A 19,819-nucleotide genomic window follows, 5' to 3' on the forward strand; every position below is an offset into this window, starting at 1 on the left:
CGAACACCTGCAGGCGCGAACATGCTTGCGCCTGCAGGTGAGGGGGATCAGGACAAGGCTTTTTCGATAGCCTGAATGACCGTCGGATCATCCGGCGCCGTGCGCGGCGAGAAACGCGCAAGCACGCGGCCATCTTTACCCAGCAGGAATTTTTCGAAGTTCCAGGTGATATCCCCAGGAAACTCAGCACCCTCGCCCGCCAGCAGGCGGTACAACTGGTGACGCTCAGGGCCGTTCACGTCGAGTTTGCTACCCAGGGGGAAGGTCACGCCGTAATTCAGGCTGCAGAACGCGCGGATTTCTTCTTCGCTGCCGGGTTCCTGGCCGGCAAACTGGTTGCACGGCAGGCCCAGCACGGTAAATCCGCGGTCTTTGTACTGTTGATAGAGGTTTTCCAACGCCGCATATTGCAGGGTCAAACCGCACTTGGACGCAACGTTGACCACCAGCACAACTTGCCCCTTGAAAGGCGCCAGCGGCAGCTCCTGTCCGTCTAAAGCTTTGAGTTTCAGGTCGTGGAAAGCACTCATGACGAACTCCAGATATCCCATGTTCTATGCAATGCGGCTGTTCGAGAGTACAGACCGCAAGCCTGCAATCATAGACGGCGATTAAAAAACCCGCCTGCGGGTTACTGAGCGGTCGGCCACGGCAAAATAGGAATCGCCGTGACGGCATTCTGCGGGCTGCCCTCGATCAGGCGGTCGCTGTAGACCAGGTACACCAGGGTATTGCGCTTCTTGTCGAGGAAACGCACCACCTGCATGGTCTTGAACACCAGCGACGTGCGCTCCTTGAACACTTCGTCGCCATCCATGAGTTCGCCCTTGAAGCGGATCGGCCCGACCTGACGGCAGGCGATCGAGGCTTCGGCGCGGTCTTCGGCCAGACCAAGGCCGCCTTTCACGCCGCCAGTCTTGGCGCGCGAGAGGTAGCAGGTCACGCCTTCGACCTTGGGGTCATCGAACGCTTCGACCACAATCCGGTCATTGGGGCCGACGAACTTGAACACCGTCGACACCTGGCCAACTTCCTCGGCAGACGCCAGCAGCGGCATGGCCAACAGCAGGCCGAGCAATCCTTTCATTACGCGCATCGTGTATTCCTTTGGTTAAACCAGGATCAGGTTATCGCGGTGCACCAGTTCCGGCTCCGCCATGTAACCCAATAGACCGACAATCGCGTCGGACGGCTGCCCGATGATTTTTTGCGCTTCCAGAGCGCTGTAGTTGGCCAGGCCGCGGGCGATCTCACGACCGTCCGGCGCCACGCAGACCACCATCTCGCCACGGCGGAAGCTGCCCTGAACCTGCTTGACGCCAACCGGCAACAGGCTTTTGTTGCCTTGGGACAACGCCGCCACAGCGCCGTTGTCCAGCACCAGAGTGCCACGGGTTTGCAAATGCCCCGCCAGCCACTGCTTGCGTGCCGCCAACATGCCGCGCTCCGGCGACAGCAAGGTGCCGATGCGCTCGCCGGCCTTGAGACGGTCCAGCACACGCTCCAAGCGGCCACCGACGATAATGGTGTGCGCGCCGGAACGCGCCGCCAGGCGCGCAGCGCGCAGCTTGGTCTGCATACCGCCACGGCCCAAAGCACCGCCGACACTGCCGGCCACGGCATCGAGCGCCGGGTCATCGGCGCGCGCTTCGTAAATAAGCTGGGCATCGGGGTTGTTGCGCGGGTCGGCGTCGAACATGCCGTCGCGGTCGGTGAGGATCACCAACAGATCGGCTTCCACCAGGTTGGCCACCAGGGCGGCCAGGGTGTCGTTGTCGCCGAAGCGGATTTCGTCGGTGACCACGGTATCGTTCTCGTTGATCACCGGGATCACCTTGAGCTCCACCAGGGCGCGCAAGGTGCTGCGGGCGTTCAGGTAGCGCTTGCGGTCGGACAGGTCGTCGTGGGTCAGCAGGATCTGCGCGGTGTGACGGCCGTGCTCGGCAAAGCTGGATTCCCAGGCTTGCACCAGGCCCATCTGGCCGATGGCGGCCGCCGCCTGCAGCTCGTGCATCGCGCTGGGTCGCGCGGTCCAGCCGAGGCGGCTCATGCCGGCGGCAACCGCCCCGGACGACACCAGCACCAATTCAACACCGGCCTCATGCAAGGCCACCATCTGCTCGACCCAGACGCTCATGGCTGCGCGATCCAGCCCCTTGCCATCCGCCGTCAGCAGCGCACTGCCGATCTTTACGACCCAGCGCTGCGCGCCTGTCACTTTGCTCCGCATCATCTTCAACCTTAGAGTGAGGGCTGCGCGACCCAGCGCGGCCCATAACGTTATTCGTGGCTACTTTAAAGACTACAGATACCAAAACGCCGCTCAAGTGAGCGGCGCTTAAGTTTACTGCAACGAATCAGTCGCGCACGTAAATGATTTCCGGACCGTCTTCGTCATCCACGTCTTCTTCGTCCCAATCATCGTCGCCGATGTCGTGGACCGACTTCACGCCGCTACGGCGCAGGGCACGCTGGTCATCCAGGGCCTGCAGTTGGGCGCGGGCTTCGTCTTCGATGCGCTGGTCGAGTTCGGCCAGTTCGGCCTTGAACACTGGATCGGCCGCCAGGCGGTCGGCGCGGTCTTCCAGGTAGCGCATGATGTCGCGGGTCAGGCGCTCGGTGCCTTCTTTGGCGATGGCCGAGATCACATAGACCGGACCGGTCCATTCCAGGCGGTCGACGATTTCCTTGACGCGTTCCTCGTGTTCTTCTTCGAGGATCTGGTCGCACTTGTTCAGCACCAGCCAACGATCACGCTCGGCCAGGGAGGGGCTGAACTTGGTCAGTTCGCTGACGATCACTTCGGCGGCGTCCGGCGCGCTGGTGTCATCCAACGGCGCCATGTCGACGAGGTGCAGCAGCAAACGGGTGCGGGACAAGTGCTTGAGGAAGCGAATACCCAAGCCAGCACCGTCGGAAGCGCCTTCGATCAAGCCGGGAATGTCGGCGATCACGAAGCTTTTCCAGCGGTCTACGCTGACCACGCCCAGGTTAGGTACCAGGGTGGTGAACGGGTAGTCGGCGACTTTCGGCTTGGCGGCCGATACCGAGCGGATAAAGGTACTCTTGCCAGCGTTCGGCAGACCCAGCAGGCCCACGTCCGCCAGTACTTTCATTTCCAGCTTGAGGTCACGCTGCTCGCCCGGCTTGCCCGGCGTAGTCTGGCGCGGCGCACGGTTGGTACTGGATTTGAATCGGGTGTTACCCAAACCGTGCCAGCCGCCCTGTACCACCATCAGTTTCTGACCGGCCTTGGTCAGGTCGCCGATCACTTCCTGGGTCGCCGAGTCGATGATCGTGGTGCCTACGGGTACGCGCAGGACCAGGTCTTCACCCTTCTTACCGGTGCAGTCGGTGCTGCCGCCGTTGGAGCCACGCTCGGCATCGAAGTGCCGGGTGTAACGGTAGTCGACCAGGGTGTTGAGGTTTTCGTCGGCCATCATGTAGATGGAACCGCCGTCACCGCCGTCGCCGCCGTTGGGGCCACCGTTTTCGATGAATTTTTCGCGACGGAAACTCATGCAACCGTTACCGCCGTCGCCTGCTTTTACTCGGATGGAAACTTCATCAACGAACTTCATAACAAAACGCCTCTCGTCGCATGGACGAGCTTAAGAAACCAAGACATAAGACTCTTGCAAAAATGAGCGCAGCGACCTCAAGCAACATCCGCAAAATCCGCTGCTCTTGCCCATCACAAACAGCTTTGCAAGAGACTCACTCCACAAACGAAAAAGCCCCGTCGCAAGACAGGGCTTTTCCAGCGATCTCGCAATTAAGCTGCGACAACGCTCACGTAACGGCGGTTGAACGCGCCTTTTACTTCAAACTTGATCACGCCTTCGATTTTAGCGAAGAGGGTGTGATCTTTACCCATGCCAACGCCGTAGCCAGCGTGGAATTGGGTGCCGCGCTGACGCACGATGATGTTGCCCGGAATGATTTTCTGGCCGCCATACATCTTCACGCCAAGGCGTTTGGCTTCTGAGTCGCGACCGTTACGGGTACTACCACCAGCTTTTTTGTGTGCCATGAGTCAATTCTCCTAGTGAGGAATTAGGCTGAAATTAAGCCTGAATACCGGTGATTTTGATCTCGGTGTACCACTGGCGGTGGCCCATACGCTTCATGTGGTGCTTACGACGACGGAACTTGATGATGCGGACTTTATCGTGACGACCTTGGGAGATCACTTCAGCCACAACGGTAGCGCCAGCAACGACTGGAGCGCCGATGTTCACGTCATCGCCATTGGCGACCAACAGAACGCGATCAAAAGTCACGGATTCGCCGGTAGCGATTTCCAGTTTTTCGATCTTCAGGTATTCACCTGGGGCGACCTTGTATTGCTTGCCACCAGTAACAATTACTGCGTACGACATGGTATTTCTCCGATAATCCTGCTCACCCAGCGCTTTATAAGAAGAGGTATTGGCTGGCATGGCTGCATGGGATGGACGTCCCGAATGCAATTGCGTAAGGCAGGTGCTGCCCAGGAAGTTCAGGGTGCGCGATTGTACGCAAGGTAAATGGGTGTTGCAAGAGGCCGTCCATCGCGCCTTGACACTGCGGGGCCTGGGTCCTAGCATGCCGCGCAACCCTTCTGGAGCGACTGTCGCTGATGCAACCCCAAGCTTTCTACCGCGCGGTCGCGGACGATTTTAGCGCCGTCGACGGCATCATCAAGCAGCAGCTGACATCTAAAGTGCCGCTGGTCTCCAAAATTGGCGACTACATTACGTCGGCCGGCGGCAAACGCCTGCGTCCTTTATTAGTGTTGCTGTGCGGCAAGGCCCTGGGCCGCGAAGGCGATGACCTGCGCTTGCTGGCCGCCACCATTGAATTCCTGCACACCGCCACCCTGCTGCATGACGACGTGGTCGACATGTCCGGCATGCGCCGTGGCCGCGAGACCGCCAATGCCATGTGGGGCAACGCGCCCAGCGTGCTGGTGGGTGACTTCCTGTATTCGCGCTCGTTCGAAATGATGGTCGAGCTGGGCTCAATGCCGGTTATGAAAATCCTGTCCCAGGCCACGCGCATCATCGCCGAGGGCGAAGTGCTGCAACTGTCCAAGGTGCGTGACGCCAGCACCACCGAAGAAACCTACATGGAAGTGATTCGCGGCAAAACCGCGATGCTCTTCGAAGCCTCCACCCACAGCGCCGCCGCTTTGTGCGGCGCGACCGCCGAGCAGGCCGAAGCCTTGCGTAAGTTCGGCGATCATCTGGGCGTGGCATTCCAGCTGGTGGACGATTTGCTCGACTACCGTGGCGACGCCGAAACCCTGGGCAAGAACGTCGGCGACGACCTGGCCGAAGGCAAGCCCACCCTGCCGCTGATCTACACCATGCGCGAAGGTACGCCGGAGCAGGCTGCCCTGGTGCGCAAAGCCATCCAGAAAGGCGGGATCGAAGACCTGGAAAGCATCCGTGAGGCCGTCGAGGCGTCTGGTTCGCTGGAATACACCGCGCAACTGGCCCGTGACTACGTAGCCCGTGCCATCCAGTGCCTGGACGCCCTGCCCGCCAGCGAATACCGGGACGCCCTGGTTGAGCTGAGTGAGTTCGCGGTAGCCCGTACGCACTAGGTCATTCCAATGTGGGAGGAGCTTGTCTCCTTCCACATTTAGATCTCATTCAACCTGTAAGACCATAAATCCCTATACAATGTGCGACTTTAGCCATCCTGACCTTTAAGGAGCGCAAGTGAGCACTTTGCCACCCTGCCCGAAATGCAATTCCGAATTCACCTACGAAGACGGCACTCAACTGATCTGCCCGGAATGCGCCCATGAGTGGTCCGCCAATGGCGAGACCGAAGCAGCCGGCGATGAAACCGTTAAGAAGGACTCCGTGGGCAACGTGCTGCAGGACGGCGACACCATCACCGTGATCAAAGACCTCAAGGTCAAGGGCACCTCGCTGGTAGTAAAAGTCGGCACCAAGGTGAAGAACATTCGCCTGTGCGACGGTGACCACGATATCGATTGCAAGATCGACGGCATCGGCCCGATGAAACTCAAGTCCGAGTTCGTGCGCAAAGTCTGAATCTGCTGCTTCCATCCCGCGCCCGCCGCGGGATGGCGTTTCGCCCTCTGCGTTGACCGAACGCAATGCCCTTCCAGAAAAAACAGAAAATCGCCAATAGGCACTTGCTATTCAGCGAATAAGAATTATTCTCATTGAAACTCATCAAGGAGAATTGACCATGACTTATTTGATCGACGCCTGGCTGGATCGCCCACACCCTTACCTGCGGATCCTGCATCGGGAAACCGGCGAAGTCTGCGCGGTGCTTGAAGAAGAAGCGTTGAATGAACTGCAAGACCAGGGCGACCTGGACGTAAACGGCTTGAGTTCGAGCGAACCCGGTGTGCTCAAGGAGGTGGTGCGTAACCTGTTTTTGTTCTGCTATGCCCGAGCCTTGCGCCCGACCACTGAGCTCAATGGCAAGTTTCATCCATGAGCTACGCCACCCAACACTGTAGGAGCGAGCAAACTCGCTCCTACAGGTGATCAGCCAACAGTCTTACAGAACGTCGAGCAGCTCGACGTCAAACACCAGAACGCTGTGCGGCGGGATGCTGCCAACGCCTTGAGCGCCGTAAGCCAGCTCGCTCGGCACGTACAGGCGCCATTTGCTGCCGGCATTCATCAGTTGCAGAGCTTCGGTCCAACCGGCGATCACGCCGCCGACCGGGAATTCGGCTGGCTGGCCACGCTCGTAGGAGCTGTCGAACACAGTGCCGTCGATCAGGGTGCCGTGGTAGTGGGTACGCACTTGGTCTTCACGGGTCGGCTTGGCGCCGTCGCCCTGGGTCAGCACTTCAAATTGCAGGCCGGAAGCCAGGGTGGTGATGCCTTCGCGCTTGGCGTTTTCAGCCAGGAAGGCCAGGCCGGCACCGGCGGCCGCTTCAGCCTTGGCAGCTGCTTCAGCTTGCATGACTTCGCGGATCACCTTGAAGCTGGCAGCCATTTGTTCCTGATCAACACGGCTTGGCTTGCCCGCGAAAGCGTCGGTCAGGCCGGCCAGGATCGCGTCCAGGCTCACGCCCGGTGGCGGGTTGTCGCGCAGTTGGTCGCCCAACTGACGGCCGATACCGTAGCTGACGCGGGTTTCGTCGGTGGACAGATTAACTTCGGACATGAAGAGGCTCCGCTGTAGGACGGTACTGAAAACACTGTCTCCCGCACCGCCCAAAACTAAAAGGGCCAGCAGACTAGCACACAAGACAGCCCTGTGATCAGCCCCCGCCCCGACTACCAGAGTGCCAGGTCGTATGTGAGATAGAGCCGATAATTGTCCCGGTCACTGGCGTAGGTCGAACGATAGGTCGCCTTGCGCACCTCCACCCCAAGACCTTTGAAAGTGCTGTCCTGGATCACATAGCGCAGATTGGTGTCGGATTCCCATTCGCGGGCCTCACGCCCCTTGTAGTCACCGTTCTCACCCTTGTAGTAACGGGTCATAAAGCTCAGGCCGGGCAGCACGTCGGCAAGATCGTAGTCGTAGCGCAGCATCCAGGTTTGCTCACCCGCCTGGATGAACTTGCCCACACCGGCATTACTGAAGGAATACACCGTCGATACGCTGGCATACGGCAACGCAGTATCGCCCCGCACCTTCTGATAGCCGACGCCGAACGCTTGTGCGCCCAGCCGGTAAGTGAAAAGCCCGCTGAAAAGGTCACTGTCGACCTTGCCATTACGCGCCTCCCCCGCCTCGCCGCTGATGAAGTAGCGCACGTCGCTAGTCAGCGAGCCACGTCCAACCGGTTGTTTATGGACAAGGCCGAAGAATTGCTGGCGATAGAACTCACGCATCTCGCCGTAATACCACGTTGCGCTCAGGCTCGGCGTCAAAGCATAGGTGGCCCCGGCGAAGTCGAAGTCGCTGCCACGGTTGCCGGTGTAGCCCTGAGGATAAATAGCCACGCTGTCGGTGGAGTTGCGCTGCTTGAACCGATCCAGATGCCCGGTGTGCAGGTACAGGTCAGGAATGCCGGTGTATTCCAACTGGGTGCCCTGGAACGTTTGCGGCAACAGGCGCCCATCGTTGTGCACCAACACTGGGATCTTGGGCAATAACGTGCCACTTTTCACCACCGCATCGCCCCAGCGCAGCTTCGCGGTGACGCCCAGGCTGGAGAATTCACTGGCCGCGTGGCCATCGTCGTGCACCGGCAACAGGCCGGTTCCGGCATGGGTGGGCCTGGAATCAAGGCGCAGCCCGGCAAGGCCGAGTGCATCCAGGCCAAACCCCACGGTGCCCTCGGTATAGCCGGACTGCAGGTTGAGCAGAAAACCCTGCGCCCACTCTTTGCGATCTTCGCCGCCATCGCGGTAACCGTCGTTGAAATAGAAATTGCGCAAGGTCAATCGCCCGTGGGAATCCTCCCAGAAGCCTTGCGCCATAAGCGCCGGTGACAGGCTTGCCATCAGGCTCGCCGAGACTATTTTTCCCCTGTTGATCAGTCTGCGCATGGCCGCTTCCTCAATGCCTTTTTATGGTTTTTTATGGGCAGTTCGATGGCGCGACACACTGGACGGAATGTCGCGATGGAGCGGACACTAACGGCTCGTCGAAAGCCCTACAACGTTATGCGAGATGCGCATCAGGCTATGCGCAAAGCAGCAATTGCCGCTCGCAACCGCCAGGAAAACCATGGTGAATCTCAAGCAACTCGAAGCCTTCAAGGCGATCATGTCCACCGGCTCGACCATCGGCGCCGCAACGCGCATGGGCCTGTCGCAATCTGCGGTCAGCCGTCTGCTGAGCCAACTGGAAGAAGCCTTGGGGTTCGTGTTGTTTCTACGCAAGAAAGGCCGCCTGATAGCCACCCCGGAAGCAGAAGAGATGCTGATGGAGGTCACCGGCCTGGTGGACGGCATGCAGCGTATTCAGCGCCTGGCCGACGAAATGCGCGTAGGTCGCTCGCGCAAGAGCCTGCTCAAGGTCGGGGTGCCCACCAGCATGACCCAGGAGCTGTTGCCACCTATCGTTGCGGAGTTTCTCAAAGACCATGAGGACATCGTCGTGGAGCTGCTGACTGGTTCCTACGACACCATCGAGCGCGCCGTACTCGACCGTTCCGCCGACCTGGGCTTCGTACGCCTGCCGACGGAAATGCCCGATTTCGACATCGAACCGGTGCTGCAAACCGAAGGCGTATGCGTGATGCCGGCCGACCACCCTCTGACTCGTCACGCCTGCATCGAAGTGCAGCACCTGCGCAATGTGCCGCTGGTGATGCTGGGCCGGCAACGCGCTTTACGGGCGCAACTGAATCAGGTGTTCCGCGCCGCCAACCTCACCCCCCAAGTGCGTGTCGAAGTGCATTCCGTAGGCGCGGCGTGCAGCTTTGTCGCCGAAGGTCTGGGGGTGTCCATCGTCAATGGTCTGCTGGCCAGCCACTTCCTGCATTTGCCGATTGTCACACGACCTTTTCGGCCGGCGCTGCCCTACGCATTCGGCCTGGCCTACCGCGTCAACGAACCCCGCTCACGAGTGGTGACCGCGTTCGCCGAGCATCTCAAACAGCGCCTGGCGCCACAAAACGCATAGCCCAACCCACCCTGCGCATAACGTTGTCGGCGCAAAAACTTTGCCCTAGTGTCCGCCCAACACACGTCACTCCCCCATAACAAAAACGGCGAACGCCGGGGCAGCCAGCATGAGCGAACCACAGATCACCTCCCCTCAAGCAGGGGTAGAAAAACCGACACTGCGCAAACAGATCAACCCGACCATCATCCTCCTATGCATCGTCTTGCTCGCGGTCGCCTTCACCTACGCGGTGAACGCGGGCAAGTTCGAGCGCCAGAACGGCCTGGTGGTACCGGGGTCCTACCAAGTGCTGGAAAAACACGATGCGTTGGGGCAACTGTTTTCACTGGAGCCGCGCAAGGCCGGTGATCCAGTGGCCCGCCCGGTGTCGCTGGTGGAAGGTTTCATGGCGATTCCCCAGGGCATCGAGAAACGTGCGGCGCTGATCTTCATGGTGTTGTTCATCGGCGGCATGTTCGGCGTGCTCAACAAAGCCGGGGTGATCGACGCCGGGCTGGAGCGCCTGCTGGGGCTGACTCGAGGCAATATCTACGTGCTGGTGCCGAGCCTGATGCTGGTGTTTTCCGCCGGCAGCACGTTCATGGGGCTGGCCAAGGAATTCATTCTGATCGTGCCGCTGATGGTCGCCATGGCCAATCGTCTGGGACTGTCGAACCTGATCGGCCTGGCAATCGTCGCAATCTCCGTGAAGATCGGTTACCTCGCGTCGATCTCTAACCCGGTGGCGTTGTCCGTCGCCCAGCCAATGGTCGGGCTGCCGATATTCAGCGGGCTGAGCATGCGCGTGCTCGCCTACTGTAGCTTCCTGCTGGTGGGGATCGCCTTCGTGCTGTGGAGTATTCGCAAGCACGGTTTCGATGCGAGCGCGCAAATCACGTTCGAACGCAAACCCCTGCCCATACGCCACCTGATCAACCTGATCGTCTTGATGGCGGGCATCGGCTTCCTGGTGTATGCCTCCAACCGCTGGGCCTGGAAATACCACGAACTGTCGGCGTTTTATCTGCTCCTGACGGTGGTGTTCAGCGTTGTCGCTGGGCTAGGGGCAAGCGTCGCCGCCAGCGCCTTCGTCGATGGCATGAAAAAAGTCCTGATCGCGGGCGTACTGATTGGCCTGGCCACCGCCGTGGAAATCATCCTGAGTACCGGCCAGGTACTGGACACCATCGTCAACAGCCTGGCCAATCTGGTGGGTGACCACGGCCCGATTGTGTCGGCCTACGGCATGTTCTTCGCACAACTGGGACTGGATGTGTTGATCCCCTCCACGTCAGGCCAGGCCGCCGTCACCATGCCGATCTTCGGCCCGTTGGGCCAACTGTCCGGCGTCAGTCCACAAACCACGGTGTTCGCGTTCTTGATGGGCAACGGCCTGACCAACATGATCACCCCGACCTCCAGCGGCTTGCTGGTACTGCTGGCCACGGCCAATGTCGGCTGGGGCCAATGGGCGCGCTACATCCTGCCGCTGTTCCTGATCTACGCCGTACTGGCGATGGTGCTGCTGGCCATCGCGGTCACGAGTGGGTACTGAGTCAATGACTGCTTTGCGAGGACGTATTTCCCCCATGCAAACCCTGCTTAACCAGATGATCCCGATGCGCGACGGCATTTGCCTGGCCACCGACATCTACTTGCCCGCACAGGGCGAGGGGCCTTTTCCGGTAGTCATCGAACGTACGCCTTACGACAAGAGCAAACCCTCGCGCTCGGAAAAACAGCTCGACGGCCAACACATCTCCCGCGAGCAAATGGCCGCGCGCTTTACCGATCAAGGCTTTGTCGCGATCTTTCAGGACTGCCGTGGCCGCTATGCCTCGCAAGGGGTGTTCACCAAATACACCGCCGAGGGCCAAGACGGTTTCGACAGCCTGGCCTGGATCGTCCGGCAGCCCTGGTGCAACGGAAAGATTGGCAGCATGGGTCTTTCTTACGCGGCCCATACCCAACTGGCGATGGCGTGCCTGCATCCGCCCGGCTTGAGCAGCATGGCGCTCGACAGCGGCGGCTTCGCCAACGCCTATCAGTGCGGGATACGCCAGGGTGGCGCGTTCGAACTCAAGCAAGCCACTTGGGCCTTTCGCCAGGCCAAGGAAAGCCCCACGGCACTGGCCGATCCGCACATTCGCCAGGCCTTGGAGCAGGAAGACATTCTTCAGTGGTTCACACGCATGCCGTGGCAACCCGGCCAATCGCCCTTGCGCCATGTGCCGGAATACGAGACGTACTTACTGGACCAGTGGGCCCAAGGCAGCTTCAGCGAATATTGGCGCAAGAACGGTCTCTATGCCGAAGGCCACTATGGCCGGCTGCCTGATATTCCGGTGCTATTCATGTCCAGTTGGTACGACGCCTACGTCAGTTCGACCCTGGCCAACTACCGTGCTTTCGTGCAAAACGGCACGGCAAAGTCCCGACTGGTCATGGGACCGTGGCTACATGGTGATCGCAACATCAGCCACAGCGGCGACGTGGAATTCGGACCCACCGCAGTATTTGACGGGCAGGTCGAGCAGGACTGGCTGAGCTGCCGCCTGGCATGGTTCGAGCAAACCCTCAACGCCTCGGCCCAAGCAGCGCAGACCCGCGTGCAGGTATTTTTGATGGGCGGCGGCAGTGGTCATCGCGACCGCAACGGCCGCCTGGAGCATGGCGGGCGCTGGCTGCAATCGACGCAATGGCCACTGCCGGACAGCCAGGTGCTGACCTTATACCTCAATGCCCACGGGCAGTTGAGCCACACAGCACCCGAGGCCGACAGCGCGAGCCTGAGCTACCTTGCCGACCCGGCGCACCCGGTCCCGACCATCGGCGGCGCGCTGACCTCCGGCGCTCCGGTGTTCGTGGGCGGGGCTTTCGACCAACGTGAACGCGCGGACTTCTTCGGCACCTGTGGTAACGACCGCCCCTTGAACGAACGCGACGATGTGCTGAGTTTCCAGACCGAGCCTCTGGAGGAAGACCTGATCGTCGCCGGTGACGTACAGATTGAGCTGTGGATCGACAGCGACGCCCCCGACACTGACTTCACCGCCAAGTTGATCGATGTATACCCGCCCAGCGCCGATTACCCCGAGGGCTTCGCGATGAACATCACCGACGGCATCCGGCGTTGTCGCTATCGCGATTCGTGGACCCAACCGAAGCCACTCACAGCGGGCGAGCGGGTCAAGGTGCTGATCGAGCCTTTCGCCACCTGCAACCTGTTCAAGCGTGGCCACCGACTTCGCCTGGACATTGCCAGCAGTAACTTCCCGCGCTTCGACGTCAACCCCAATAGCGGCGAACCCTGCGGCCAGGCTAACCACCCACGGGTAGCGCGCAATACCCTGCACCTGAGTCGCGACGCCGCGTCCTGCCTGAGGCTGACCATCGTGTCCACCGCCACCACCGCGTAAACGCACAAGGGCGCCATCGCTGCCTGGCGATGGTGACCCTTCGTCGTCCCGCGCAATAAAAGCACTACAGAATCGTCTTTTGCCGCCGATACATTCCTTCTCAACTTGGCTGGCTCAAACAACAACACCGTCCAGCAGACAAATCACTTTTGCGGAGCATTCGATGAACAGCTGGTTCGGTAACATCAGCGTCAACCTCAAACTCGGCCTGGGCTTCGGCCTGGTGCTGGTTCTCACCTCGATCCTGGCCCTCACCGGCTGGACCAGCCTCGGCAGCCTGATCGACCGCAGTAACTGGATGAGCGATATCACTCAGCTCAACTCGTCGCTGACCAAACTGCGCATCGTGCGTTTGCAGTACATGCTGGCCAACGGCGACGAAGCCGTTGCGCAGAATGTGCAGACCAGCCTGGATGCGTTCGCCGCGCAACAACAGAAGCTGCTGGACAGCTTCAAGAGCCCGGAAAACGTCAAGCTGCTGACCGACCAGAAGGCCGTGATCACCGCCTATCAGCAGTCCCTGAACAAAATGCGCGAGGCTTACCGCAACGGCAACGCTTCACGCCAGGTCATGGGCGACAAGGCCGACATTGCCAACGCTCAGATCGAAGCACTGGACACCAATGTGCAGCAGATGCCGGACAGCCCGGAACGCTTCACGCAGTTCCAGGCGCTGACCAATGCCAAGCAAGAATTTCAGCTGGCGCGCTACGAAGTGCGCGGCTACACCAATAACGTCAACCCCGACACCGAAGCCCGCGCTGCGGCGCAAATCGAGAAAGCCATCAACGGCTTGAAAGGCTTGAGCGCGGTGTTCGGCAGCAGCCAGCAAAGCGCATTGACCGCGCTGGAAACCGCACTGAGCGCCTATCGCAGTGCCGTGCAGAACTACAAGGCCGCCAACGCCAACATCGTCGCCGCCCGGGCCGAGATGACCACCCAGGGTGCCGATATCGTCACCATCAGCGACAAGCTCTACGATATTCAGCTTGAGCGCCGCGACGCCGAAAGCGCCCAGGCCCGCAGCCTGCAATTGATCAGCACCTTGCTGGCACTGCTGGTTGGCATCATCGCCGCGCTGGTGATTACCCGCCAGATCACCCGCCCGATCCAGGACACCCTGGCCGTAGTGGAACGTATTGCCTCCGGTGATTTGAGCCATAACATCCAGGTCACCCGTCGCGACGAACTGGGCGTGCTGCAACAAGGCATCCAGCGCATGGGCACGACCTTGCGTGAACTGATCAGCGGGATTCGTGACGGCGTCACGCAAATCGCCAGCGCCGCCGAAGAGTTGTCGGCCGTGACCGAGCAAACCAGCGCCGGCGTGAACAGCCAGAAAATCGAGACCGACCAGGTCGCCACCGCGATGCACGAAATGACCGCCACCGTGCAGGAAGTGGCGCGCAACGCCGAGCAGGCCTCCCAAGCAGCGTCCGATGCCGATGGCCAGGCCCGTGAAGGCGACAAGGTGGTGGCCGAGGCGATCGCCCAGATCGAGCGACTGGCCGCCGAAGTGGCACGCTCCACCGACGCCATGACGCACCTGCAGCAAGAGAGCAACAAGATCGGCAGCGTCATGGACGTGATCAAGGCCGTGGCCGAACAGACCAACCTGCTGGCTCTCAACGCCGCCATCGAAGCAGCGCGTGCCGGTGAAGCCGGTCGCGGGTTTGCCGTGGTCGCGGACGAAGTACGTGGCCTGGCCCAGCGCACACAGAAATCCACTGAAGAAATCGAAGGTCTGGTGGCCGGTTTACAGAACGGCACCCAGCAAGTGGCCACGGTGATGAACAACAGCCGCAGCCTCACCGACAGCAGCGTGGAACTGACCCGCAAAGCCGGGGTGTCGCTGGAGAACATCACGCGGACGGTGTCCAACATTCAATCGATGAATCAGCAGATCGCGGCTGCCGCCGAAGAACAGAGCGCCGTGGCCGAAGAGATCAGCCGCAGCATCGTCAACGTACGTGATGTATCGGAGCAGACCGCCACCGCCAGTGAGGAGACCGCCAAATCCAGCGTGGAACTGGCCCGACTGGGCAGCCAGTTGCAGCAGATGGTGAGTCACTTCCGGGTATAAGAAACCAAAAAGCCGCCTCGGCATACACCGAGGCGGCTCCGCTTTTCAGACCTTAGCGGTCATCGAAGCTGTCTCGCAGGAACTTCCATACGTGATAAGCACGCAGGCAGTTCACTACGAGGTTCCACATACGTCGTGCAAACTTAGACATACTCGGCCCTCCGTGAGTTGGGCCTTACCTCCAGCGCACTTACCGGAACATGTGGGCCTTCGGATGCGGGTCAGCGCTTCCAGTGAGGCGGCCGGGCTTTGGTTCCTCCCGCATGAATCCGGCACGGATTACTAGCCCGTGGCGTTCGGTCCATAATTCCGCGCGCATACCCAGCCACCTACAAAACGACATATTTGGAACGGGGGTGATACTAACTAACATCCTGACCGAAGGTGTGACAGGTGACGAAAAATCGGCAGCAAAAACCAACCGATTCATTGCAAAGTTTTGCCGCCATTTTTTGTAGATCAACAAAGAAGGCCGAGCATGATCGAGCCTTGCACGAAAAGATAGTCGGCATTAATATCCGCAAAGTGGGTCAGCGCTTTCAGTGAGCTAGTAATCCCAGCCACTAACTGGGATTGCAAAAAAACCGTCTTAACCAAGACGGTTTTTTATTGCCTGCGATTTACCGCTCAGCCCTCGCTCTCCTCCACAAACACCAGCCGATTGCCGAACGGGTCCTTGATGCTCATCTCCCGCGAGCCCCATGGCGTTTCCTCGACCTGCGGCTTAGCGTAGCGATAATCCTTGGCCAACAATTGCTGCTGATAACCGTCCACGCCTTGTGCCTGGATACGCACAGCGGCGCCAGGCGAGGCATCGCCATGGTGCTCGGACAAATGCAGCACACACTCGCCCAGTGACACTTGCAGGTACAACGGATAATTGGCCTCGAAACGGTGCTGCCAATCCACCTTGAAACCCAGGAAGTCGACGTAGAATTCCAAGGCCTTGGCCTCGTCGAAAATCCGCAGGATGGGGGTGACTTTTCCTAAGTGCATGGCGCTCGCTCCGTGTATGAAGGCGCCCACTATAAAGACGAAAAGCCACCGCGCAAATCCCCGCTGCGCGCCAGGAAGCGACCCGGCCGTTGACCGTTGGCCTGCCCATCGTGGTAGCTCAAAACGCCATTGACCCACACGCCTTCGATGCCTTCTGCCGCCCGCTGCGGCGCTTTGAAATCCGCCATGTCGCGCACTCGCAGAGGATCGAACAACACCAGATCTGCCCAGTGCCCTTCACGAATTTGCCCGCGCTCCGACAAACCAAACCGCGCCGCCGACAAGCCCGTCATTTTGTGAACCGCCGTATGCAGTGGGAACAGCCCCACATCCCGGCTGAAGTGCCCGAGCACTCGTGGGAACGCACCCCACAGGCGCGGATGGGGGAACGGGTCTTCCGGCAAACCGTCAGAGCCCACCATCGACAACGGATGCGCGAGGATGCGCCGCACATCTGTCTCGTCCATGCCGTAGTACACCGCCCCCGCCGGTTGCAGGCGACGTGCTGCGTCGAGCAGCGAAACGCCCCACTCGGCGGCAATGTCCTGCAAGTCGCGCCCGCCCATGGACGGGTGCGGCGTCGACCAGGTGATGGTGATGGGGAAAGCATCGGTGACTTGCTTGAGGTCCAGGGTCGAGGAACTGGCGGCGTAGGGGTAGCAATCGCAGCCCACCGGATGGGTTTTCGCGGCGTGTTCCAAGGACGCCAGCAACTGCGGACTACGCCCCCAGTTACCCGCGCCGGCACATTTGAGGTGGGAAATGATCACCGGCGCCTGGGCATGCCGACCGATCAGGAACGCCTCGTCCATGGCCTCCAGCACCGGTTCGAATTCGCTGCGCAAATGAGTGGTGTACACCGCGCCGAAGGCGGTGAGTTCTTCGCTCAATTGCAGCACCTCATCGGTCTCGGCGTTGAACGCGCTGGCGTAGGCCAGACCGGTGGACAAACCCAGAGCGCCCGCCTCAAGGCTTTCCTTCAACTGCGCGCGCATGGCCGCGATTTCCGCCGGGCTGGCCGTGCGGTACAGGTCATCCAAATGGTTGCTGCGCAGCGCCGTGTGGCCGATCAGCGCCGCGACGTTAACCGCCGGGTGGGCGTTTTCCACCGCCTGGCGATAGTCGGCAAAGCGCGGGTAGGCAAAGGCGTCGCGCCGACCCAGCAGATTCATCGGGTCCGGCGGATCGCCGCGCAGGCTGACCGGCGCGGCGCTGATGCCACAATTACCGACGATCACCGTGGTCACGCCCTGGCTGAGTTTGGGCAGCATCTGCGGTTGGCGGATCACCACAGTGTCGTCATGGGTGTGCACGTCGATAAACCCTGGTGCCAGCACGCGGCCGGCAGCCTCGATGTGATGCTCGGCCACGGCAGCCGACAGGTCACCGATCGTCTCGATACGCCCGGCCAACAGCCCTACATCGGCGACATATCCCGGGGTGTTGCTGCCATCGATAATCAGCGCCTGGCGTATCAACGTGTCGTACTTCATTTCAATCTCCAAGCGGTAAGGCATCGGGGCCGCCGCGGTAGTCGTCCAGGGCCAGCTTGATGCGGCGCAAGCGCTCCTGGTTATCGTCCGGCATGGCCAGCGCCAGCTCGGTGGCGAGCAGGTCAATGGCCAACAGCATGCCGTAGCGCGCCGCCGTGGGTTTGTAGATAAAACTGGTTTCGGCCGGTTGCAGCGGCAGTACGACGTCGGCCATGCGCGCCAAAGGAGAGTCGGCGAGGGTGATGGCGATAACGCGTGCGTCGTAGTTGCGGGCCAGTTCCACCACATCGAGCAACTCGGGCGTCAGGCCGGTCAGCGAGCAGACGATCAATACGTGCTGCGGGCCCAGCGTGGCGGCGGTGACGCGCATCATCACCGGGTCATGACAGGCCGCAATCGGAAAACCCAGGCGCACCAGGCGTACTTGCAACTCGTCGCTGCACAGGCTCGACGGCCCGCCCATGCCAAACGCGTGCACCATGCGCGCCCGGCTCAACAGGCTGACGGCATCAGCGAAACCTGCCTGATCGAAGCCCGACAGGTGCTGACGCAGAGTGGTTTCGATATCCCCCAGGATCTGCCGGTGAAACGCCGATTGCTCCGGCGTGCCCGCCGGGTCCAGGAAGCGACTGCCGACGCCGCTGGCCTGGGCCAATTGCAGGCGCAAATCGCGCAGGTCGCGACACCCCACACTGCGGGCAAAGCGCGACAAGGTGGCGGTGCTGACCTCCGCCCGTTGGGACAACGCTTCCAGGCTGGCCGACGCAGCAAACCCCACGTCTTCCAGCATCAGCCGGGCGATGCGCCCTTCGCCGGCGCTGAAGGACGCCTGGCGGGCGCGGATCTGGTAGAGGATGTCCATGGCGTCTCCGAATTACAGCAGGCAGGACAGACCATAGGTCAGACCGAAGGCAACCACCGAAATCAGGGTCTCCAGCACGGTCCAGGTCTTGAAGGTCTGGATCACCGTCATATTGAAGTATTCCTTGATCAGCCAGAAGCCGCCGTCATTGACGTGGGAAAAGATCACCGAACCGGCGCCGGTGGCCAGCACCAATAATTCCGGGTGTGGATAACCCAGGCCCAGGGCCACCGGCGCCACTACACCGGAGGCAGTGGTCATGGCCACCGTCGCCGAGCCAGTGGCGATGCGCATCAATGCGGCGAACAACCAGCCCATCACCAACGGCGACAGGTGGAAGGCATGGGCCAGGCCAAGAATCTCGTTGGTCACGCCGGCATCCACCAGGATGCGATTCAAACCGCCACCCGCACCCACCAGCAGCGTAATGCTGGCGGTCGGCGCCAGGCATTCGTTGGTGAATTTGAGGATCGACTCGCGATTGAAGCCTTGAGCCAGGCCCAGGGTCCAGAAACTCACCAGGGTCGCCACCAGCAGCGCGATCACCGAGTTACCGATAAACAACAGGAACTGGTTGAACCCCGTGCCCGGCGTGGAAATCACGTTGGCCCAACCGCCGATCATCATCAGTACCACCGGCAATAGGATGGTGGCCATGGTCAGGGTAAAACTCGGGAGACGGCTACGCGGTTCGCGCTCGATAAACTGGCGCTCCAACGGGTTTTCCGCTGGCAGGTGGATACGCGGGACGATGTACTTGGCGTAGACGGGACCGGCAATGATCGCCGTCGGAATGCCGATCAGAATCGCATACAGCACGGTCTGCCCCACCGACGCGTTGTACGCCAGCACCGCCATCATCGCCGCCGGGTGCGGCGGCACCAGCGCGTGCACCACCGACAACCCGGCCACCATCGGCAAACCGACCATGAGGATCGACACCCCCACGCGCCGCGCCACGGTAAAGGCGATGGGCACCAACAACACAAAGCCCACCTCGAAAAACAGCGGCAGCCCCACCAGGAACGCGATACACACCATGGCCCAATGCGCGTTGCGCTCGCCGAAACGATGGATCAACGTGCGCGCCACCTGCTCGGCGCCGCCGGACTCGGCCATCATCTTGCCAAGCATGGTGCCCAGTGCCACCACTAGGGCGATGTGCCCCAGGGTTTTGCCGACGCCCGCTTCATAGGACCCCATGATGGTATCCGCCGGCATCCCGGCCATCAGCGCTAGGCCGATGGACACCAGAGTGATAACGATGAACGGGTTGAGTCGGTAACGTGCAATCAGCACGATCAAAGCAATGATGGCGATGGCAGCGTATGCCAACAGCCCGAAGCCCGGTGATGCGGCCATGCGGTACTCCTCGGAAAGGGTCACGTCGAATTGGTTGTGAAAGTCATAAATCATT

Annotated in this window: 18 protein-coding genes and 2 pseudogenes; 8 read left to right on the top strand and 12 right to left on the bottom strand. The window is 60.7% G+C overall.

Features of this window, described 5'->3' with window-relative positions:
- Nucleotides 1-47 precede the first annotated feature (47 nt).
- From ABX75_RS25900 to rplU, 6 genes are all read right to left on the bottom strand, one after another.
- On the bottom strand, nucleotides 48-530 hold the full coding sequence (locus ABX75_RS25900) for a glutathione peroxidase (RefSeq protein WP_034100555.1): 483 nt from the start codon (nucleotides 528-530) through the stop codon (nucleotides 48-50).
- 101 nt (nucleotides 531-631) lie between these two features.
- Nucleotides 632-1,096, bottom strand: coding sequence for a CreA family protein (locus ABX75_RS25905; RefSeq protein ID WP_034115068.1), 465 nt, complete (start codon nucleotides 1,094-1,096; stop codon nucleotides 632-634).
- Between the two features lie 15 nt (nucleotides 1,097-1,111).
- Nucleotides 1,112-2,230, bottom strand: a complete 1,119-nt coding sequence (gene proB, locus ABX75_RS25910) for a glutamate 5-kinase (RefSeq protein WP_034100557.1) — start codon at nucleotides 2,228-2,230, stop codon at nucleotides 1,112-1,114.
- A 127-nt stretch (nucleotides 2,231-2,357) separates the two neighbouring features.
- Nucleotides 2,358-3,581, bottom strand: a complete 1,224-nt coding sequence (cgtA, locus tag ABX75_RS25915) for an Obg family GTPase CgtA (RefSeq protein ID WP_024077369.1) — start codon at nucleotides 3,579-3,581, stop codon at nucleotides 2,358-2,360.
- A gap of 194 nt (nucleotides 3,582-3,775) precedes the next feature.
- Nucleotides 3,776-4,033 (bottom strand): 50S ribosomal protein L27, encoded by a 258-nt coding sequence (rpmA, locus tag ABX75_RS25920; RefSeq protein WP_003176049.1) that lies wholly within the window; start codon nucleotides 4,031-4,033, stop codon nucleotides 3,776-3,778.
- 34 nt (nucleotides 4,034-4,067) lie between these two features.
- Nucleotides 4,068-4,382, bottom strand: coding sequence for a 50S ribosomal protein L21 (rplU, locus tag ABX75_RS25925; RefSeq protein ID WP_003176051.1), 315 nt, complete (start codon nucleotides 4,380-4,382; stop codon nucleotides 4,068-4,070).
- Between the two features lie 239 nt (nucleotides 4,383-4,621).
- Here rplU and ABX75_RS25930 point away from each other — a divergent pair, with 239 nt between their 5' ends.
- From ABX75_RS25930 to ABX75_RS25940, 3 genes are all read left to right on the top strand, one after another.
- Nucleotides 4,622-5,590, top strand: coding sequence for a polyprenyl synthetase family protein (locus tag ABX75_RS25930; RefSeq protein WP_034100558.1), 969 nt, complete (start codon nucleotides 4,622-4,624; stop codon nucleotides 5,588-5,590).
- 118 nt (nucleotides 5,591-5,708) lie between these two features.
- Nucleotides 5,709-6,050: a zinc ribbon domain-containing protein YjdM gene (locus ABX75_RS25935; RefSeq protein ID WP_034100559.1), complete on the top strand. Its 342-nt coding sequence runs from the start codon at nucleotides 5,709-5,711 to the stop codon at nucleotides 6,048-6,050.
- Nucleotides 6,051-6,210: 160 nt separating this feature from the next.
- Complete coding sequence (locus ABX75_RS25940) at nucleotides 6,211-6,468, top strand: hypothetical protein (RefSeq protein WP_024077374.1); 258 nt, start codon at nucleotides 6,211-6,213, stop codon at nucleotides 6,466-6,468.
- Nucleotides 6,469-6,531: 63 nt separating this feature from the next.
- Here the strand turns inward: ABX75_RS25940 and ABX75_RS25945 are convergent, their stop codons facing one another.
- The gene (locus ABX75_RS25945; RefSeq protein ID WP_034100560.1) at nucleotides 6,532-7,149 is read right to left on the bottom strand and encodes an FKBP-type peptidyl-prolyl cis-trans isomerase; all 618 of its coding nucleotides are present in this window, start codon (nucleotides 7,147-7,149) and stop codon (nucleotides 6,532-6,534) included.
- A gap of 113 nt (nucleotides 7,150-7,262) precedes the next feature.
- Entirely contained in the window at nucleotides 7,263-8,486 is a 1,224-nt protein-coding gene (locus tag ABX75_RS25950) for an OprD family porin (protein WP_047882918.1), read from the bottom strand.
- Between the two features lie 184 nt (nucleotides 8,487-8,670).
- Between ABX75_RS25950 and ABX75_RS25955 the strand changes: the two genes are divergently transcribed.
- The 5 genes and pseudogenes from ABX75_RS25955 to ABX75_RS30125 form a co-directional block, all read left to right on the top strand.
- Nucleotides 8,671-9,567, top strand: a complete 897-nt coding sequence (locus tag ABX75_RS25955) for a LysR substrate-binding domain-containing protein (RefSeq protein WP_034100624.1) — start codon at nucleotides 8,671-8,673, stop codon at nucleotides 9,565-9,567.
- A 109-nt stretch (nucleotides 9,568-9,676) separates the two neighbouring features.
- A complete protein-coding gene (locus ABX75_RS25960) occupies nucleotides 9,677-11,104 on the top strand; it encodes a YfcC family protein (RefSeq protein ID WP_034100562.1) in 1,428 nt (475 codons plus the stop codon).
- Nucleotides 11,105-11,138: 34 nt separating this feature from the next.
- Nucleotides 11,139-12,968 carry a CocE/NonD family hydrolase gene (locus ABX75_RS25965; protein WP_047882919.1) on the top strand — a complete coding sequence of 610 codons (1,830 nt, stop codon included), beginning with the start codon at nucleotides 11,139-11,141 and terminating at the stop codon, nucleotides 12,966-12,968.
- Nucleotides 12,969-13,131: 163 nt separating this feature from the next.
- Nucleotides 13,132-14,196: pseudogene (locus ABX75_RS30120) on the top strand (methyl-accepting chemotaxis protein); the annotation flags it as partial.
- Between the two features lie 258 nt (nucleotides 14,197-14,454).
- Nucleotides 14,455-15,051 (top strand): annotated as a pseudogene (locus ABX75_RS30125) (methyl-accepting chemotaxis protein); the annotation flags it as partial.
- Nucleotides 15,052-15,678: 627 nt separating this feature from the next.
- On the opposite strand, the gene ABX75_RS25975 reads toward ABX75_RS30125, so the two are convergent.
- The 4 genes from ABX75_RS25975 to ABX75_RS25990 are packed head-to-tail and all read right to left on the bottom strand — an operon-like array spanning nucleotide 15,679 to nucleotide 19,764.
- Entirely contained in the window at nucleotides 15,679-16,047 is a 369-nt protein-coding gene (locus ABX75_RS25975) for a glyoxalase superfamily protein (RefSeq protein ID WP_034100565.1), read from the bottom strand.
- Between the two features lie 29 nt (nucleotides 16,048-16,076).
- The gene (locus tag ABX75_RS25980) at nucleotides 16,077-17,540 is read right to left on the bottom strand and encodes an amidohydrolase family protein (protein ID WP_047882920.1); all 1,464 of its coding nucleotides are present in this window, start codon (nucleotides 17,538-17,540) and stop codon (nucleotides 16,077-16,079) included.
- Between the two features lies 1 nt (nucleotide 17,541).
- A complete protein-coding gene (locus ABX75_RS25985; protein WP_047882921.1) occupies nucleotides 17,542-18,402 on the bottom strand; it encodes a MurR/RpiR family transcriptional regulator in 861 nt (286 codons plus the stop codon).
- A gap of 12 nt (nucleotides 18,403-18,414) precedes the next feature.
- Nucleotides 18,415-19,764, bottom strand: a complete 1,350-nt coding sequence (locus ABX75_RS25990; RefSeq protein WP_236238723.1) for a gluconate:H+ symporter — start codon at nucleotides 19,762-19,764, stop codon at nucleotides 18,415-18,417.
- Nucleotides 19,765-19,819: the final 55 nt, after the last annotated feature.

The sequence above is a fragment of the Pseudomonas sp. ARP3 genome, assembly GCF_001029595.1.
Classification (GTDB): Bacteria; Pseudomonadota; Gammaproteobacteria; order Pseudomonadales; family Pseudomonadaceae; genus Aquipseudomonas; species Aquipseudomonas rhodesiae.

Bases quoted from the DNA above. Each gene is read 5' to 3' on its own strand.
- ABX75_RS25900 (WP_034100555.1), bottom strand. From the start codon at position 530: ATGAGTGCTTTCCACGACCTGAAACTCAAAGCTTTAGACGGACAGGAG.
- ABX75_RS25905 (WP_034115068.1), bottom strand. From the start codon at position 1,096: ATGCGCGTAATGAAAGGATTGCTCGGCCTGCTGTTGGCCATGCCGCTG.
- proB (WP_034100557.1), bottom strand. From the start codon at position 2,230: ATGCGGAGCAAAGTGACAGGCGCGCAGCGCTGGGTCGTAAAGATCGGC.
- cgtA (WP_024077369.1), bottom strand. From the start codon at position 3,581: ATGAAGTTCGTTGATGAAGTTTCCATCCGAGTAAAAGCAGGCGACGGC.
- rpmA (WP_003176049.1), bottom strand. From the start codon at position 4,033: ATGGCACACAAAAAAGCTGGTGGTAGTACCCGTAACGGTCGCGACTCA.
- rplU (WP_003176051.1), bottom strand. From the start codon at position 4,382: ATGTCGTACGCAGTAATTGTTACTGGTGGCAAGCAATACAAGGTCGCC.
- ABX75_RS25930 (WP_034100558.1), top strand. From the start codon at position 4,622: ATGCAACCCCAAGCTTTCTACCGCGCGGTCGCGGACGATTTTAGCGCC.
- ABX75_RS25940 (WP_024077374.1), top strand. From the start codon at position 6,211: ATGACTTATTTGATCGACGCCTGGCTGGATCGCCCACACCCTTACCTG.
- ABX75_RS25945 (WP_034100560.1), bottom strand. From the start codon at position 7,149: ATGTCCGAAGTTAATCTGTCCACCGACGAAACCCGCGTCAGCTACGGT.
- ABX75_RS25950 (WP_047882918.1), bottom strand. From the start codon at position 8,486: ATGCGCAGACTGATCAACAGGGGAAAAATAGTCTCGGCGAGCCTGATG.
- ABX75_RS25960 (WP_034100562.1), top strand. From the start codon at position 9,677: ATGAGCGAACCACAGATCACCTCCCCTCAAGCAGGGGTAGAAAAACCG.
- ABX75_RS25965 (WP_047882919.1), top strand. From the start codon at position 11,139: ATGCAAACCCTGCTTAACCAGATGATCCCGATGCGCGACGGCATTTGC.
- ABX75_RS25975 (WP_034100565.1), bottom strand. From the start codon at position 16,047: ATGCACTTAGGAAAAGTCACCCCCATCCTGCGGATTTTCGACGAGGCC.
- ABX75_RS25980 (WP_047882920.1), bottom strand. From the start codon at position 17,540: ATGAAGTACGACACGTTGATACGCCAGGCGCTGATTATCGATGGCAGC.
- ABX75_RS25985 (WP_047882921.1), bottom strand. From the start codon at position 18,402: ATGGACATCCTCTACCAGATCCGCGCCCGCCAGGCGTCCTTCAGCGCC.
- ABX75_RS25990 (WP_236238723.1), bottom strand. From the start codon at position 19,764: ATGGCCGCATCACCGGGCTTCGGGCTGTTGGCATACGCTGCCATCGCC.